This window comes from Nocardia sp. NPDC057663 (genome assembly GCF_042799895.1).
Lineage (GTDB): Bacteria > Actinomycetota > Actinomycetes > Mycobacteriales > Mycobacteriaceae > Nocardia.
The window spans coordinates 401,401-414,880 of the sequence record NZ_JBHVHX010000006.1; the positions used below are offsets into that span (position 1 = coordinate 401,401).

Consider the following 13,480-nt stretch of genomic DNA (forward strand, 5'->3'; position numbering starts at 1 on the left):
GGTGTCCGGTGCCGCGCCGGGCAGCCCTGGCACGATGGGCGGGTGGCCGATCCCAGCGAGTTCTCCTTCACCGTAGGCGCCCGTCTCGACGGCGGGCGGCACGGCCGTACCGGCGTCATCGGTACCCCGCACGGGGAGATCGCCACGCCCGCCTTCATCCCGGTCGGCACCAAGGCGTCGGTGAAGGCGGTGCTGCCGGAGACGATGAAGGACCTGGGCGCCCAGGCGCTGCTGGCCAACGCCTACCACCTGTACCTGCAGCCGGGCGCCGACATCGTCGACGACGCCGGTGGCCTCGGCAAGTTCATGAACTGGTCCGGCCCCACCTTCACCGACAGCGGGGGCTTCCAGGTGATGTCGCTGGGCGTCGGGTTCAAGAAGGTGCTCGCGATGGAGGCCGTCGACATCCGCTCCGACGAGGTGATCGCCGCGGGCAAGGAACGCCTCGCCACCGTCGACGACGACGGCGTCACCTTCCGCTCGCACCTGGACGGTTCGAAGCATCGCTTCACGCCCGAGGTGTCGATGGGCATCCAGCATCAGCTCGGCGCCGACATCATGTTCGCCTTCGACGAGCTAACGACGCTGCTGAATACCCGCGGCTACCAGGAGAAATCGCTCCAGCGCACGCACGACTGGGCGCAGCGCTGCATCGATGAACACGAGAAGCTCACCGGCGACCGCGGCCACCGGCCGTACCAGGCGCTGTTCGCGGTGATCCAGGGCGCGCAGTACGAGGACCTGCGGCGAAAGGCTTGTCGCGAGCTGGAGGAGATCCGCGGTTCCGGCGGCACGGAATTCGACGGCTACGGCATCGGCGGCGCGCTGGAGAAGCACAACCTCGGCACCATCGTCGGCTGGTGCTGCGACGAACTGCCCGAGCACAAGCCGCGCCACATGCTCGGCATCAGCGAACCCGAGGACATGTTCGTCGCCATCGAGAACGGCGCCGACACCTTCGACTGCGTCAACCCGTCCCGGGTGGCGCGCAACGCGGCGATCTACGTCGACGAGGGCCGGTTCAACATCAACACCAGCCGCTTCCGCCGCGATTTCACCCCGATCGACGAGAACTGCGACTGCTACACCTGCGCGCATTACACCCGCGCGTACCTGCATCACCTGTTCAAGGCCAAGGAGATGCTCTCGGCCACGCTCTGCACGATCCACAACGAGCGGTTCACCGTGCGGCTGGTCGACCGGATTCGCGAGAGCATCGAGGGCGGCTACTTCGACGAGTTCAAGGCCGAGTTCCTCGGGCGGTGGAAGGGCCGGGTCAAGGCCCCCGGGGCATAAGACGCGAAGCGGCGGACCGGAATCCGGCCCGCCGCCCCTTGCCGACTCAGTCGTGCAGCGCGTCTGCCTTCGCTGGCGCGTAGGTCGGTTCGGTCTTCTTGAGGAACGCGATCACGCGGTAGGTGATCGGCATGACGATGATCTCGACCAGCGTCTTCCACAGGAAGCCGACGATCACGTAGTTGACGAACGACTGCCAGCTGTCGATCCCGATGGCGGTGGCGGCGATCGAGCAGAAGATCAGCGTGTCGGCGAACTCGCCGACCACGGTGGAGCCGAGCAACCGGGCCCACAGGTGCTTCTCCTTGGTGCGTTCCTTGATCAGTACCAGGGTGGCCGAGTTCAGCAGCTGCCCGACGAAGTAGCCGGCCAGACCGGCCAGTACCAGCTGCGGTGTGGTGCCGATGACCGTGCGGAACGCTTCCTGGTTCTCGTAGAAGCCGGCGGCGGGTAGCCGGATCGCGATCGCGAAGGCGCCGACGGTCAGCAGCAGCGCGGCGAAACCGGTGTAGATGGCGTGGCGGGTGGCACGGAAGCCGTACACCTCGCTGAGCACGTCACCGAGGATGTAGGCGAGCGGGAAGAGGAAGAAGGCGCCGTCGGTCGCGATCGGCAGGATCTGTACCGGGCCCAGCATCACCGACTTGTCGGCGAAGAACTCGACGCCCTTGGTGGCGCAGATGTTGGAGATGATCAGCGTCGCCGTGAACAGGGCGACAATTACCGGGTAGAACCCCCGCGCAACCTGGGCGAACGCCGCGTGGTCCGGCGCGGGGCGCCCAGATTCGGCAGGTTGGTCGAGCGTGTTTGCATCAGTCACGGCTCCTATCCAACCAAGGTCGGGGTGCCTCACGGGCGCGGGTTGTGGAATAGGCTGTACCAATGACGAATCCCGGCGATTCCGACGAATGGTGGAAGCAGTACGGCGGCTCCGGCGTGTCGCCGGAGTCCGGCGCGCCGGGTTCGGTGCCGCAGTACCCGCAGCAGCAGCCGTCGCAGCCTTCGAACTACCCGTCGACGCCGCAGTACCCGCAGCAGCCTGCCCCGCCGCCGTCGCAGCCGCAGTACCCCAGCTACCAGCAGCCTTCCGCGCCGCAGTATCCGCAGCCGCAGCAGCCGCCCGCCTACGGCGCCTACCCGGCCGCGGGCGGGTACCAGCCGTACGGCGGATTCCCGCCGCCGCAGGGCACCAACGGCCTGGCGATCGGCGCGCTGGTCTCCTCGCTGGTCGGGTTGTGCACCTGCATCGGTTCGATCGTCGGCATCGTGCTCGGCATCATGGCGCTGAACCAGATCAAGGAGCGCGGCGGTGAAGGCCGCGGTATGGCGTTGGCGGGCATCTGGATCGGTGCGATCACCCTCGTGCTCGGACTGCTCTACGTGGTGTTCGTCATCGTGCTCGGCGTAGCAGGCGGATTGGATTCGTCCACGTCGTCGTACTGACTCCGCAAACGAACAGGGGCGCTTCCGTACTCGGAAGCGCCCCTGACGTTTTCGTCAGCTGAGAATCAGCCCTTGACGACCTGCGTGCCGCCGGCGAACTTGTCGTGCCAGCCCTGCTTGTTCGGGTCCTGCGAGATGGTGATCATGATGTAGATCGCCAGGCCCAGGCTGATCAGCCCGCCGATGCACGGGATCAGGCCGACAATCTGGAACAGGTTGCGCTTGGCCGACTGCTCGGGGGTCAGGTTCGGCGCACCGCCGGGAGCGACGACGCGCAGGCCGAGCATCTTCTTGCCCAGCGACGTGCCCTGGGTGACTTCCATGCCGATGAAGTAGCCGTAGATCGCGAGCGAGGTGACAGCGCCGCTGACGATCTGAGCGGTGCTGCCGGTGAACACGAGGTAAATCACGATCGTGAGCGGGATGCTCACGATCAGGTTGTCGATCAGGCGCGCGCCGATCCGGATGCCGAGGTCGGCCGGCTGCACGCCGCCGTAGCCCTGCTGGCCGTACGGGTCATTGCCGTAGGCGGGCTGGCCGTACTGGCCCTGCGGGTAGGCAGGCTGCTGCTGCTGGCCGTACGGGTCCTGGTTGTAGCCGGGCTGGGGCTGCCCGTAGGGCTGCTGCTGCCCGTATCCCGGCTGCTGGCCGTAACCCGGCTGCTGCTGCTGGCCGTAAGGGTCCTGGCCGTAGCCGCCGGGCTGACCGCCCTGCGGGTACTGGTTGGGGTCGTAACCACCGCTGGTCATAATTCGTCCTCGTCGTGATCAGTAGATCGGTCCCTGCGTACGTTACGGACATCCCTCTGGTCGGAACAACCCGATGGACTCGAGTATCCATGGTTTTCCGGGAACGCGCGCCGCCTCGAATACTTCGCGGAGCTCGGCTGTTGTCCGTGCGGTGTAGCCGAGTGAATCCGCGATCGCCGCCACCACATCCTCGGGCGTGTTGCCCAGCGCGCGTTGGTCCGAAAGGCTCACGGCCCCGTCGCGTTTGGCCAGTCGCTTGCCCTCCTGATTGAGCACCAGCGGCACGTGCGCGTAAGTGGGTGCGGGGAGGCCGAGCAGTTCGGCGAGATAGGCCTGGCGCGGTGTCGACGGCAGCAGGTCGTCGCCGCGGACCACCTGGTCGACCCCCTGCGCCGCGTCGTCGACGACAACGGCCAAGTTGTAGGCGGGGATGCCGTCACCGCGGCGCAGCACCACATCGTCGACGGCGCCGTGATATCGGCCGTGCAGGAGGTCGGTGATCTCGAAGTCGTCGACGTCGGCGCGCAATCGCACTGCGGCGGACCGTCCTTCGGCGTGCCGGGCCGCGCGCTGCCAGTTGGTCAGATGACGGCAGGTGCCGGGGTAGGCGCCCACCGGTCCGTGTGGTGCCGACGCGGCCTTCTGGATTTCGCGTCTGGTGCAGAAACATTCATAGGTGCGCCCCGCCGCGGTGAGTTCGGCGATCGCCGCGTCGTAGACCGGCAGCCGCTCGGACTGGCGCACAACGGGGCCGTCCCAATCGATGCCGATGGCGGCGAGGTCGTCGAGCTGGCGTTCGGCGGCGCCGGGGCGGACCCGGTCGAGGTCGTCGACGCGGAGCAGGAACGCGCGTCCGGTGGTGCGGGCGAACAGCCAGGCCAGGATCGCGGTGCGCAGATTGCCCAGGTGCAGTTCACCCGAGGGGCTCGGGGCGTACCGGCCTGCGCCGGTGGGAGGGCTGGATCGCACTGCGCAATTCTAGGCGTACCTCCGCCTTCGCTCCGGCCGTGTGCAGGGCTGCCGAGGGCTACGCCCACTGCGCCGATCAGGTGGGCTCGTGGCGCAGCCGCGGTCGCAGCCGTTCCTCGGCGATGGTGGTCCCCGCGTCGAGCGCGGCGAGCAGTTCCGCCGCGTGGGCGATCAGCCCGGCGCGGTCCACCTCGTGCTGCTGGGCATTCGCCGGGTAGGAGCCCAGCCGCTCGCTCGCGCGGCGCAGGAGAGTACCCGCGCCCTTGGCGTTTCCACGCTGGATGTGGGTGATGCCGACGGCGTATTGCGCGAGCCCCTGCCAGAGCATCCGCTCGGCTACCGGTCCGTTCTTCCACGCCGCCTCCAATACCTCATGGGCATTGAATGCCAAACCGTCGTCCAGCAGTTGCTGAGCGAAGGTGAGAGTTTGCTGGGGTGCCAGCTCGAGGTCGTCCGGAATTCGGGCGACTCCGGCACTGCCGGGTGGCAGCGGCCTGCCGAGCCGGTCCCTGGGGCGGTCGTTGCGGGCACGACCTGCGGCATCACGGTCACGGGAGATCATTCCCCCATGATCCACGCCTGCCGCGGATGGTGCGCACGGGACGGTTGGGGCGGTGGAGAAATTGACGTATCACGGACTAATCACATGGAAGTAATAGTTGATGTGTCTGCCGGGTACGGAATGGGCATGGGGGTCCGGCAATGCTCCCGCAAACGTGAAGCTTCGCAAGCTTGGCAAACCCATATGAGAAAGCAAATTCTCATCCGCAAACTTGCGGAAGACCTGCTAGTGTCTCTTCCGCGGGGGCAGCCCCCGGAGGCGGAAACGCCTCGATGTGCTGGTTCGTGCCGGTCGGTTGCGCGCGCCGTGTGGCAGTGCTGTGTGTGCCACGAAGTAACTCGTCGATCGCGTCCGATATCGGAATGTTGCAACGATTCCTGGATTAATCCCGTTCTCGATCATGCAAAGGAGTAAGTGCCGTGGAGGTTGATGTGACGGACGCTGTGTGGCGGAAGAGCACCTACAGCGGACCCGATGGGAACTGCGTGGAAGTGGCCTTTCTCGCCGGCGGCGATGTCGCGGTCCGCGACACCAAGGACCGCGGTCGCGGTCCCGTGCTGGCCTTCGGACCGGGAGAGTGGCGAGCGTTTCTAGCCGATGTCACCGCGGGAGAGTTCGCGCGCGGCTGACCCGCGCCATGCGCCTCGAGAAGGCAGCACGGGCCCCGGGTCGGTAGGACTCGGGGCCTTCTCTGTGGGTGGCCTATCGTGGCCGGATGACCACGATGGCGCCACGTGACGCGACGATGTTCTGGCTGTCGCGGCGGACCGCCAATGATGTGTTTCTGCTCTACTGCTTTGCCGAAACCGACGCCACCACAGCCGAACTCCGTGCTTTCGTGGCCGAACGCGCCGCGTTCATTCCGGATCTGCGGATCCGGTTGCGGGAGATACCGGGCAATCTCGACTATCCCCGGTGGGAGCCCGCCGAATTCACGTCCCAGCAATTCGTGACCCATCGGCCCGGCGGTCTGCGCTGGCCTATCCTGCTCGACCGCCTCGGCGAACTTCTGGGCACCGGCGTCGACGCGACCGAATTCCCTTGGCGCATCCATGTTTTCCGTGCCGTACGTGATGCGCCGACGGCGGCCGGGCCCGCACTCATCGTGGTGCTCCAGCTGTCGCACGCCCTGGCCGACGGCACCCGCGCCGCCGCCGTCGCGCGATCACTCTTCGCGACGGCGGTGGCCGGTGAAGTTGTCCCCAGCTCTCCCGGTGCACCTGTGGATAACTCGGTAGATCACCCGGTCGGGCCTGTGAAAACTCCTGCACAGCCTGTGGATTACTGTGGACAGATCTGTGTATCGACTGCCGGTTCGAGAGTAGCTGGCGTGCTGCGTTTTCCCCGGCAGCTGTTCACCACAGCCCGGCGCGGCTACGCGGCCTACCAAGCGCAGCGGGAATTGGCGGAGCGAACGGCCGCGGGCGAGGTGCCGGCGGCCACAACCGGGTTCGCGCCGTGCCTGGTCAACCCGGCGACGCCGGTAGCCGCGCTCGATCATCGGGTGCGGCTACTGGTCGTCGACGCCGCGGATATCCGGGTACCCGGCCGAACCGTCACAGTTGTCGCCCTGACCGCCATATCGCAAGCGCTGTCGGAGTATCTCGGCGAGCACGGTGACCGGCCCGAACGTCTCGGGACCGCCTTGCCGATGGCGGTGCCCGCGCCGGGCACGGCGCGCAACAACTACCGTGGCCTGTCGATCGACCTGCACATCGACGAACCCGATCTCGCCGTCCGGGCGGGCCTGATCGCCGCCGGCCTCGCCACCCGCCGCGAGCGCGCACTGAATCCACTACTCGCCGTGCAGGACCGGGTCGGCGAGACGGTACCGGCTGTGCTGGCCGCACGTGACGTCGAACGCGCCGACCTGAACAGCGTCCCGGACGCCCTCGACGGCAACACCGTGGTCTCCAGCGTCTACCGCGGCGCGGCCGATCTCACCTTCGCCGGCGCCCCCGTCCTGTTCACCGGTGGTTTCCCGGCCCTCGGCACCGTCATGCATCTGACCCACGGCGTCCACGGCATCGGCGAAACCATCACGCTGTCAGTGCATTTCGATGCCACGGTACTGGCCGATCCGGATCGCTATCTGACCCTGCTCGGCGAGTCGCTGGCGGCGGTCGTCGCGGCGCACTAGTCGCGTTTCCGGCGCAATTCGATGCCGATCGCGCGCAAGGCCGAATGCAGTGCGGTCGCGGGATCGGTGCCCGTGGCCTCGCCTTCGACCAGGCCGTCGATGCGGAACGGGCAGAAGTAGCCGGTGCCGGTCTGGTGTGGTCGGCCGATCTCGATGAGCGGGCGGGTGGCGCCGAGCTTGGCGGCGATCGCGTCGGCGAGGGCGGCGTCGGCGGCGCGTGGGTCGCGTCGCCGGGGCGCGGGGAGTGCGGGCGCCGATTGCGCGTGCACTCGCTCGTACCAGTCGATCACCTCGGACGGCACTGCGCGCGTTCCGGTTTCGTAGTGACCGAGCGCGGCCCGGGAGTAGGGGACGCGGGTCGCCAGTGCGGCCAGGGATAGCCCGGCCTCTTCGCGGAGTTGTCGCAAACGTGCTCCGACGACGGTGGTCTCGCCGTTCCCCTGCTCGCCCCGACTGGACATGGACCCATCGTAGAGAACTGTAGACGTTTGTAGACGCTTTTTGCTGTCCAAAAGGTCTTGACGGCGACCATACTTTGCTGCGGCGGCTTCGACATCACCATACCGCGCCACCCGTGCAGCATCGACTGGTTCGGAGGGGACAGATGGAGATCTACCTGTGGATTGCTGTGGGACTGTTCGTATTCGGAGCGCTGATCCGCTACCTGCTGCTCCTGCCGCCCGCGGACCGCGGACGGCCGAGCGTGCACGACATCCGGCGGCGGCTTCAGTCCGAGCGTGAACTCCCCGGCCACGACTCCACCGTGCCGTCGGTGCGGACCAGTTCCGACAGGAGCTTCTCGGCGTCGGACTTCTCCCTGGCCAGGGCGCTCCAGCCGCGGACGACACCGTCCGCGCCGGACTTCGTCGTCCACGAGCCGACGGCATGAGCGCCCTGGGGATGCAGCGAGTAGTAGATGGTGCCGATCGGCCAGCCGACGTCCATGCCGCGAACCCAGCCGGTGAGCGCGTCACCGTCCCACACCCGCATCTCGCCCCGCATCTGCGTGGCCGGGTCGTCCTGCGCGACAGGGGTTTCGGCGGCCGAGTCGATCAGCAGATGGTCGCCCTCGTGCCGGATGGTCACCGGCGTTACCTCGACCTCGTCGCCGTGGTTCGCCGCTTTCTGCCAGGCTGCCCACCACCGGCCCGCCAGGTCGATCCGGTTGTCGACGATGCCCGCCAACTCGGCGAGCGAGATCTGCAGCGCGTCGGCCAGCCGGATCGCGACCGGCAGCGTCGGCGACTGCTCCTCGGATTCGTACCGGGTGATCTGCCGCGAGCTCACCCCGATCGCGGTGGCGAGCGCGGGCTGCGACAGCCCGAGCAGCCGCCGCCGCTCCTGGATCACCTTCCCCGTCCCGGTGTTCATACAGTCATCGCCTCCATCGCCGGCCCCTACCGTCACACCCTGCTGGACACATCCGCACCAGACCCGCCGTCATCGCGCGCCGCCGCCCGGGGCCGCGAAGACCACTGGCGCAGCGCACATGCCGACTGCGTGGCCGATTCTCCCATCTCTTCGCTCCAGCAGGCCCGTTTCGTGCTGACTCAGCACGACGGGTGTGGTCCGCGCTGTCTGCAGCACCTGGCGGCGACGGCCTACAGCACCGGCCTGATCGAGGACATCTGAGCCGTTCGCGCCGGGACAACGCGACACGTTGACGAACTCGTTGCGAGATGACGAACGTGCCGTGAACGCCGTTACCGTCGGTGGTATGAGTGCGGACCAGGAGACGGAAGGCGACGGCGGCACGATCACCGAACGCCCAGGTCTGCACCGGCGATGGCGGTTGCGCAGGCCGTTCGTCCTGCCCTCGCAGCGGGCCACCGCCGACAACATCACCGCCGCGCCCACCCCGCTGCAACCGATCGACCTGACCGACGACGCCGAGGTGTCGCAGGTGCTCGACCTGGCGGTGCGGGTGGGCGAGGTGGTGCTGTCGGCGGGCACCGGTGTCGTCGACACCTCGGCGCAGGTGCGTTTCATCGCCTCCACCTACGGCTTGGACAAATGCGATATCGACGTCACCTTCGACGCGATCCGCATCTGGGCCGACCGCGGTCCTCGGCTGCCGCCCGCCAGCGACATGCGGATCGTGAAGTACCGCTCGCTCGACTTCACCCGGCTGGCCGCGGTCGACCGCCTGACCCGCCGGATCCGCACCCAGGTCGTGCCCGTCGACCAGGCGCACGCCGCGCTCGACGAGATCGTCTCGTCGCGGCACCCGTATCCACGGTGGGTGTCCACGGCGGGCTGGTCGCTGCTCGCGGCCGCGATCGCGGTGCTGCTCGGTGGCGGTGTCCTGCTCGCCGCCATCAGTTTCGCGACGACCGCGCTGATCGACGTGGTCAACCGGGCGCTGCATCAGCTGGGCCTGCCGATCTTCTTCCAGCATCTGATCGGTGGCGTCATCGCCGCCGCGCCCGCCATCGCGCTGGCGGCCGTCAGTGATCATTGGCGGGCCGACGCCGCGCTGATCGTGGCCGCGGGCATCACCGTGCTGCTCAGTGGGCAGCAGCTGGTCGGTTCCGTGCAGGACGCCATCACCGGCGCGCCGATCACCGCCGCGGCCCGCATGCTCGAGGTGGTGATGATGACCGGCGGCATCGTCGCCGGTATCGGTCTGGCGCTGCGGATTTCGACGATGCTCGGAATCGCGGTGCCGGAGATCGCGGCGAGCGCGGGCCGCGACACCGAGTACCTGGCGATCAAGTTGAGTGCCGGTGCGGTGGCGGCGATCGCCTTCGCACTGGCCTGCTATGCCGAGCGCCGCGCCCTGTTCGCGGCCGGGCTCAGCGGTGCGGCGGGCACCATGGCCTACCTCGGCGCGCAGGACATCGGGTTCGGTCCGGTCGTCGCCTCCGGTATGGCGGCCACGCTGGTCGGTCTGGCCGGTGGTCTGATGGCGCGGCGGGCGCTGACGCCGCCGCTGGTCGTCGCGGTCGCGGGCATCACGCCGCTGCTGCCGGGTCTGAAGGTGTATCGCGGGCTGTATGCCCTGCTGGAGGATGAAACGCTGCTCGGGTTCGGGCAGATTCTCGGCGCGTTCGGTGTCGGGTGCGCGCTGGCGGCGGGTGTCGTCCTCGGCGAATGGTTCGACCGGTTGCTGAGCCGCCGCGGTGCGCCGCGCGACTTCGACCCGACCTACACCAGCGATCGATGAACTAAGTCTGGACGAGGGTGCGCGGCCCGTCGGCCGCGGATTCGGCGGGCGCGGGATCCTGGACGCGCGGTTTGCCTGCCGCCCAGCGCATCTGGCTGCGGGCCGCGGGCGCCTCGGTCGCCGCCGGGATGACGAGCAGCGCCAGCGCGGCGCCGTTGCTGCCGACCACGTGCATGATGCGCGAGGCCTGCTCGCCCTTGGCGTCGTCATCGGAATCGACGGCGTTCCAGTCGAATCCGAGCCGGGCCAGCTTGCCGATGCGCGGCGACACCGCGTGCACCAGCTGGTGCAGCTCGGTCATCGGCTGATCGGTGCGCGGCCACCAGGCGCCGTCGATCGGGCCGGTGACGGCATGGCGGTCACGCAGCATCAGCCGGATCGGCCCGGTCGCGTCGCGACCGATGCTCGTGTCAGGTGCTGTATTCACTACGAATGATGTCTTTCTGAAGTCTTGGGGCGCCGTCGGGTAAATATCGACCGGCACACGCCGTCCGTTTACGGACGGGCACTGGGGTTGGGTACCCACTCCACTGTGTCGGCACGCACACATCTGTGACGTGGCGGCGACACCGGCGGTGGGTGGTGGGGGTCTCCCGCACTGTCGGGGCTCACTCTACGGAAGCCCACCGACAGATCCACCGATTAAACGAACAGGGCCCCGACCGGCGAACCGATCAGGGCCCTGCTGTGGCGGAGGATAGGGGATTTGAACCCCTGAGGGCGTTAACCCAACCCGCGTTCCAGGCGAGCGCCATAGGCCACTAGGCGAATCCTCCGTGGAGCAGCATAGCGGTCTCGGTGCCCCGGTGTAAAAACGGGTCGGGTCGGTCACGGCGGATCCGCGGACTATACGGATACGTACACTGGGGGCTCGGGCCGCTCGGGTGGCGGTCGTAGCCGAGCGATATGAGGTGGAACACGTCGTGGGCGTCGCGCGAACTCCCCGGTCGCGATGGGTCGAGGAAGGCCTGCAGGTCCTCGCCTCCTCGGGCGTCGACGCGGTCAGGGTGGAGGCACTGGCCAAGCGGATCGGCGTCACCAAAGGCGGGTTCTACGGCTACTTCGCCGATCGCGACGCACTGCTGGTCGCCATGCTCGAGGTGTGGGAGAGCGAAGCCGTCGACCAGGTGATCGAGCAGGTCGAGAACGCAGGCGTCGACCCGAAGACCAAGGCGCGCCTCGCCGGCGTGCTCACCTTCTCCAGCAACCGGCTGCTGCCGATCGACCTCGCGATCCGTGACTGGGCCCGCCGCGACGACGACGTCGCCGAGCGCCTGCGCCGGGTCGACAACCGGCGAATGGCGCTGCTGCGCGAGACGATCGGTGAATTCTGCGATGATCCCGACGAAGTGGAAGCCCGCAGCCTGCTCGCCTTCTGCGCGGTGATCGGCGGCCACTTCCTCGCCGCCGACCACGAGGGCCGCACCCGCGTCCAGGTCCTGGCGCGCGCCGCCGACCTGCTGTTCGATCCCCCCGATCGCTAGCCGGCCCGATAACCGCTACACTGGCCGACGGATCCCGCGCGGCGCGCATCCTGTGAACTCCCCCAGGGCCGGAAGGCAGCAAGGGTCAACGGGCTCTGCCGGGTGCGCGGGGTCCCCTTTATTTTCTGGGGACCCCCGCCGGATCGATCTGCCTACGCACCTTCGCAGCGTGCGAGCCTCATCCAGCCCCGGATACCCCACCGATTCCGAGCAACCGCCGGGTAACGTTGCGGGTGTCGGCACGCGCAGCGTGCACCCCCCACCTTGCTGCTTCGAAAGGCTGCCCAGGATGCCCCGGCAAACGCAGATCGGTTTGATGAGCCACGCGGAACTCGTGTCCGAGCACGAGTCCCAGACCGCGAATTACGCGAAGCTCGAGACCGAGAAGCTCACGCTGGATCTCACCCGAGGTAAGCCCTCACCGGAACAACTCGACTTGTCCGCGTCCCTACTGGCGTTACCCGGCAACGGCGATTTCCGCGACGGCTCTGGCACCGACTGCCGCAACTACGGCGGCCTCAACGGCCTGCCCGAACTGCGTGCCATCTTCGGCGAGCTGCTCGGCATCCCGGTCGAGCAGCTGATCGCGGGCAACAACGCCAGCCTCGAGCTCATGCACGACAACATCGTCTTCGCCATGCTCTACGGCGCCCCGGATTCGCCGCGCCGCTGGGCGGCGGAGGAGACGATCAAGTGGCTGTGCCCGGCTCCCGGCTACGACCGGCACTTCGCGATCACCGAGGCGCTCGGCATCGAGATGATCACCATCCCGATGAACAACGACGGCCCCGACACCAGGGCCATCGCGACGCTGCTGGCAAACGACCCGCAGATCAAGGGCCTGTGGGCGGTGCCGAACTACGCCAACCCGACCGGTGCCGTCTTCTCCGAAGACGTTGTCCGTGAGCTGGTTTCGATGCCGGCCGCCGCGCCGGACTTCCGGCTGTTCTGGGACAACGCCTACGCGGTGCACCCGCTGACCGACATCGCCGCGCCGGTGCTCGACGTCCTCGGCATGGCCGCGGCGGCGGGTAACCCGAACCGGCCGCTGGTGTTCGCCTCCACTTCCAAGATCACCTTCGCCGGTGCGGGCGTGAGCTTCTTCGGCGCGTCGAAGGCGAACCTGGACTGGTACCTGTCGCACGCGGCGAAGAAGAGCATCGGCCCCGACAAGCTCAACCAGCTGCGGCACCTGCGCTTCTTCACCGACGCCGAGGGCGTGCGCGAGCACATGCAGAAGCACCGCAGGCTGCTCGAGCCGAAGTTCGCGCTGGTCCGCCGCATTCTGGAGGACCGCCTCGGCGCCTCCAAGGTCGCGTCGTGGACCGAGCCCAAGGGCGGCTACTTCATCAGCCTCGACGTGCTCGAGGGCACGGCGGCCCGGGTGATCGCGCTGGCCAAGGACGCGGGCATCGCCCTCACCGCCGCCGGCTCGGCGTTCCCGTACGGCAACGACCCCGAGGACAAGAACATCCGCATCGCCCCCTCCTTCCCGCAGCTGCCGGAACTGGAGAAGGCGATGGACGGCCTGGCGACCTGTGTGCTGCTCGCAGCCACGGAAAAGCTGCTCGAGCTGTAATCCTGGAGCGCTGGCGCGCTCGAGTCGGCGGCCCCTTGTGTCCCGCCGGTCAGGCACCGTGGCTTGCTCCTTCGTCGCCTACGCCACGGCGC

15 protein-coding genes, 1 tRNA gene and 1 other RNA gene are annotated in these 13,480 nt (G+C 68.0%); 9 read left to right on the forward strand and 8 right to left on the reverse strand.

Going from position 1 to position 13,480, the window contains the following annotated elements; all coding sequences use genetic code 11:
• Window positions 1-42 precede the first annotated feature (42 nt).
• Entirely contained in the window at window positions 43-1,296 is a 1,254-nt protein-coding gene (gene tgt, locus ACFVAV_RS17430) for a tRNA guanosine(34) transglycosylase Tgt (RefSeq protein WP_379035915.1), read from the forward strand.
• 46 nt (window positions 1,297-1,342) lie between these two features.
• Here the strand turns inward: tgt and ACFVAV_RS17435 are convergent, their stop codons facing one another.
• A complete protein-coding gene (locus ACFVAV_RS17435) occupies window positions 1,343-2,116 on the reverse strand; it encodes a queuosine precursor transporter (RefSeq protein ID WP_379035917.1) in 774 nt (257 codons plus the stop codon).
• Window positions 2,117-2,178: 62 nt separating this feature from the next.
• Between ACFVAV_RS17435 and ACFVAV_RS17440 the strand changes: the two genes are divergently transcribed.
• Complete coding sequence (locus ACFVAV_RS17440; protein WP_379035919.1) at window positions 2,179-2,739, forward strand: DUF4190 domain-containing protein; 561 nt, start codon at window positions 2,179-2,181, stop codon at window positions 2,737-2,739.
• Window positions 2,740-2,804: 65 nt separating this feature from the next.
• Here ACFVAV_RS17440 and ACFVAV_RS17445 read toward each other — a convergent pair whose 3' ends face one another.
• The 3 genes from ACFVAV_RS17445 to ACFVAV_RS17455 form a co-directional block, all read right to left on the reverse strand.
• A complete protein-coding gene (locus ACFVAV_RS17445; protein ID WP_379035920.1) occupies window positions 2,805-3,488 on the reverse strand; it encodes an RDD family protein in 684 nt (227 codons plus the stop codon).
• Window positions 3,489-3,530: 42 nt separating this feature from the next.
• Window positions 3,531-4,457 (reverse strand): tRNA glutamyl-Q(34) synthetase GluQRS, encoded by a 927-nt coding sequence (gene gluQRS, locus ACFVAV_RS17450; RefSeq protein ID WP_379035921.1) that lies wholly within the window; start codon window positions 4,455-4,457, stop codon window positions 3,531-3,533.
• Between the two features lie 76 nt (window positions 4,458-4,533).
• On the reverse strand, window positions 4,534-5,019 hold the full coding sequence (locus ACFVAV_RS17455; protein WP_379035922.1) for a DUF309 domain-containing protein: 486 nt from the start codon (window positions 5,017-5,019) through the stop codon (window positions 4,534-4,536).
• 431 nt (window positions 5,020-5,450) lie between these two features.
• Between ACFVAV_RS17455 and ACFVAV_RS17460 the strand changes: the two genes are divergently transcribed.
• The gene (locus tag ACFVAV_RS17460) at window positions 5,451-5,648 is read left to right on the forward strand and encodes a DUF397 domain-containing protein (RefSeq protein WP_308248653.1); all 198 of its coding nucleotides are present in this window, start codon (window positions 5,451-5,453) and stop codon (window positions 5,646-5,648) included.
• A gap of 86 nt (window positions 5,649-5,734) precedes the next feature.
• Window positions 5,735-7,159 (forward strand): wax ester/triacylglycerol synthase domain-containing protein, encoded by a 1,425-nt coding sequence (locus tag ACFVAV_RS17465; RefSeq protein WP_379035924.1) that lies wholly within the window; start codon window positions 5,735-5,737, stop codon window positions 7,157-7,159.
• On the opposite strand, the gene ACFVAV_RS17470 is transcribed toward ACFVAV_RS17465, so the two are convergent.
• Window positions 7,156-7,620, reverse strand: a complete 465-nt coding sequence (locus tag ACFVAV_RS17470) for a helix-turn-helix domain-containing protein (protein WP_379035925.1) — start codon at window positions 7,618-7,620, stop codon at window positions 7,156-7,158. The genes ACFVAV_RS17465 and ACFVAV_RS17470 overlap by 4 nt on opposite strands.
• Before the next feature lie 265 nt (window positions 7,621-7,885).
• Window positions 7,886-8,530 carry a helix-turn-helix domain-containing protein gene (locus tag ACFVAV_RS17475; RefSeq protein WP_379035926.1) on the reverse strand — a complete coding sequence of 215 codons (645 nt, stop codon included), beginning with the start codon at window positions 8,528-8,530 and terminating at the stop codon, window positions 7,886-7,888.
• Window positions 8,531-8,659: 129 nt separating this feature from the next.
• On the opposite strand from ACFVAV_RS17475, the gene ACFVAV_RS17480 reads away from it, so the two are divergent.
• Both ACFVAV_RS17480 and ACFVAV_RS17485 read left to right on the forward strand, forming a co-directional pair.
• A complete protein-coding gene (locus ACFVAV_RS17480) occupies window positions 8,660-8,791 on the forward strand; it encodes a hypothetical protein (protein ID WP_268241490.1) in 132 nt (43 codons plus the stop codon).
• Between the two features lie 85 nt (window positions 8,792-8,876).
• Window positions 8,877-10,325, forward strand: a complete 1,449-nt coding sequence (locus tag ACFVAV_RS17485) for a threonine/serine exporter ThrE family protein (protein WP_379035927.1) — start codon at window positions 8,877-8,879, stop codon at window positions 10,323-10,325.
• Between the two features lies 1 nt (window position 10,326).
• Here the strand turns inward: ACFVAV_RS17485 and ACFVAV_RS17490 are convergent, their stop codons facing one another.
• Together ACFVAV_RS17490 and ACFVAV_RS17495 are read right to left on the reverse strand one after the other, a co-directional pair.
• Window positions 10,327-10,752, reverse strand: coding sequence for a DUF5994 family protein (locus tag ACFVAV_RS17490; RefSeq protein WP_379035929.1), 426 nt, complete (start codon window positions 10,750-10,752; stop codon window positions 10,327-10,329).
• Between the two features lie 261 nt (window positions 10,753-11,013).
• Window positions 11,014-11,101: transfer RNA gene (locus tag ACFVAV_RS17495), tRNA-Ser, on the reverse strand.
• Window positions 11,102-11,236: 135 nt separating this feature from the next.
• Between ACFVAV_RS17495 and ACFVAV_RS17500 the strand changes: the two genes are divergently transcribed.
• From ACFVAV_RS17500 to ACFVAV_RS17510, 3 genes are all read left to right on the forward strand, one after another.
• On the forward strand, window positions 11,237-11,809 hold the full coding sequence (locus tag ACFVAV_RS17500) for a TetR/AcrR family transcriptional regulator (RefSeq protein ID WP_379035930.1): 573 nt from the start codon (window positions 11,237-11,239) through the stop codon (window positions 11,807-11,809).
• 26 nt (window positions 11,810-11,835) lie between these two features.
• Window positions 11,836-11,930: signal recognition particle sRNA small type (ffs, locus tag ACFVAV_RS17505), an RNA gene on the forward strand.
• A 168-nt stretch (window positions 11,931-12,098) separates the two neighbouring features.
• A complete protein-coding gene (locus tag ACFVAV_RS17510; protein ID WP_379035931.1) occupies window positions 12,099-13,388 on the forward strand; it encodes an aminotransferase class I/II-fold pyridoxal phosphate-dependent enzyme in 1,290 nt (429 codons plus the stop codon).
• Window positions 13,389-13,480 lie beyond the last annotated feature (92 nt).

Excerpts from the sequence above, each read along its gene's own strand:
- ACFVAV_RS17455 (WP_379035922.1), bottom strand. The coding sequence starts at position 5,019 with ATGATCTCCCGTGACCGTGATGCCGCAGGTCGTGCCCGCAACGACCGC.
- ACFVAV_RS17470 (WP_379035925.1), bottom strand. The coding sequence starts at position 7,620 with ATGTCCAGTCGGGGCGAGCAGGGGAACGGCGAGACCACCGTCGTCGGA.
- ACFVAV_RS17485 (WP_379035927.1), top strand. The coding sequence starts at position 8,877 with ATGAGTGCGGACCAGGAGACGGAAGGCGACGGCGGCACGATCACCGAA.
- ACFVAV_RS17475 (WP_379035926.1), bottom strand. The coding sequence starts at position 8,530 with ATGAACACCGGGACGGGGAAGGTGATCCAGGAGCGGCGGCGGCTGCTC.
- ACFVAV_RS17510 (WP_379035931.1), top strand. The coding sequence starts at position 12,099 with ATGCCCCGGCAAACGCAGATCGGTTTGATGAGCCACGCGGAACTCGTG.
- ACFVAV_RS17440 (WP_379035919.1), top strand. The coding sequence starts at position 2,179 with ATGACGAATCCCGGCGATTCCGACGAATGGTGGAAGCAGTACGGCGGC.
- ACFVAV_RS17445 (WP_379035920.1), bottom strand. The coding sequence starts at position 3,488 with ATGACCAGCGGTGGTTACGACCCCAACCAGTACCCGCAGGGCGGTCAG.
- ACFVAV_RS17465 (WP_379035924.1), top strand. The coding sequence starts at position 5,735 with ATGACCACGATGGCGCCACGTGACGCGACGATGTTCTGGCTGTCGCGG.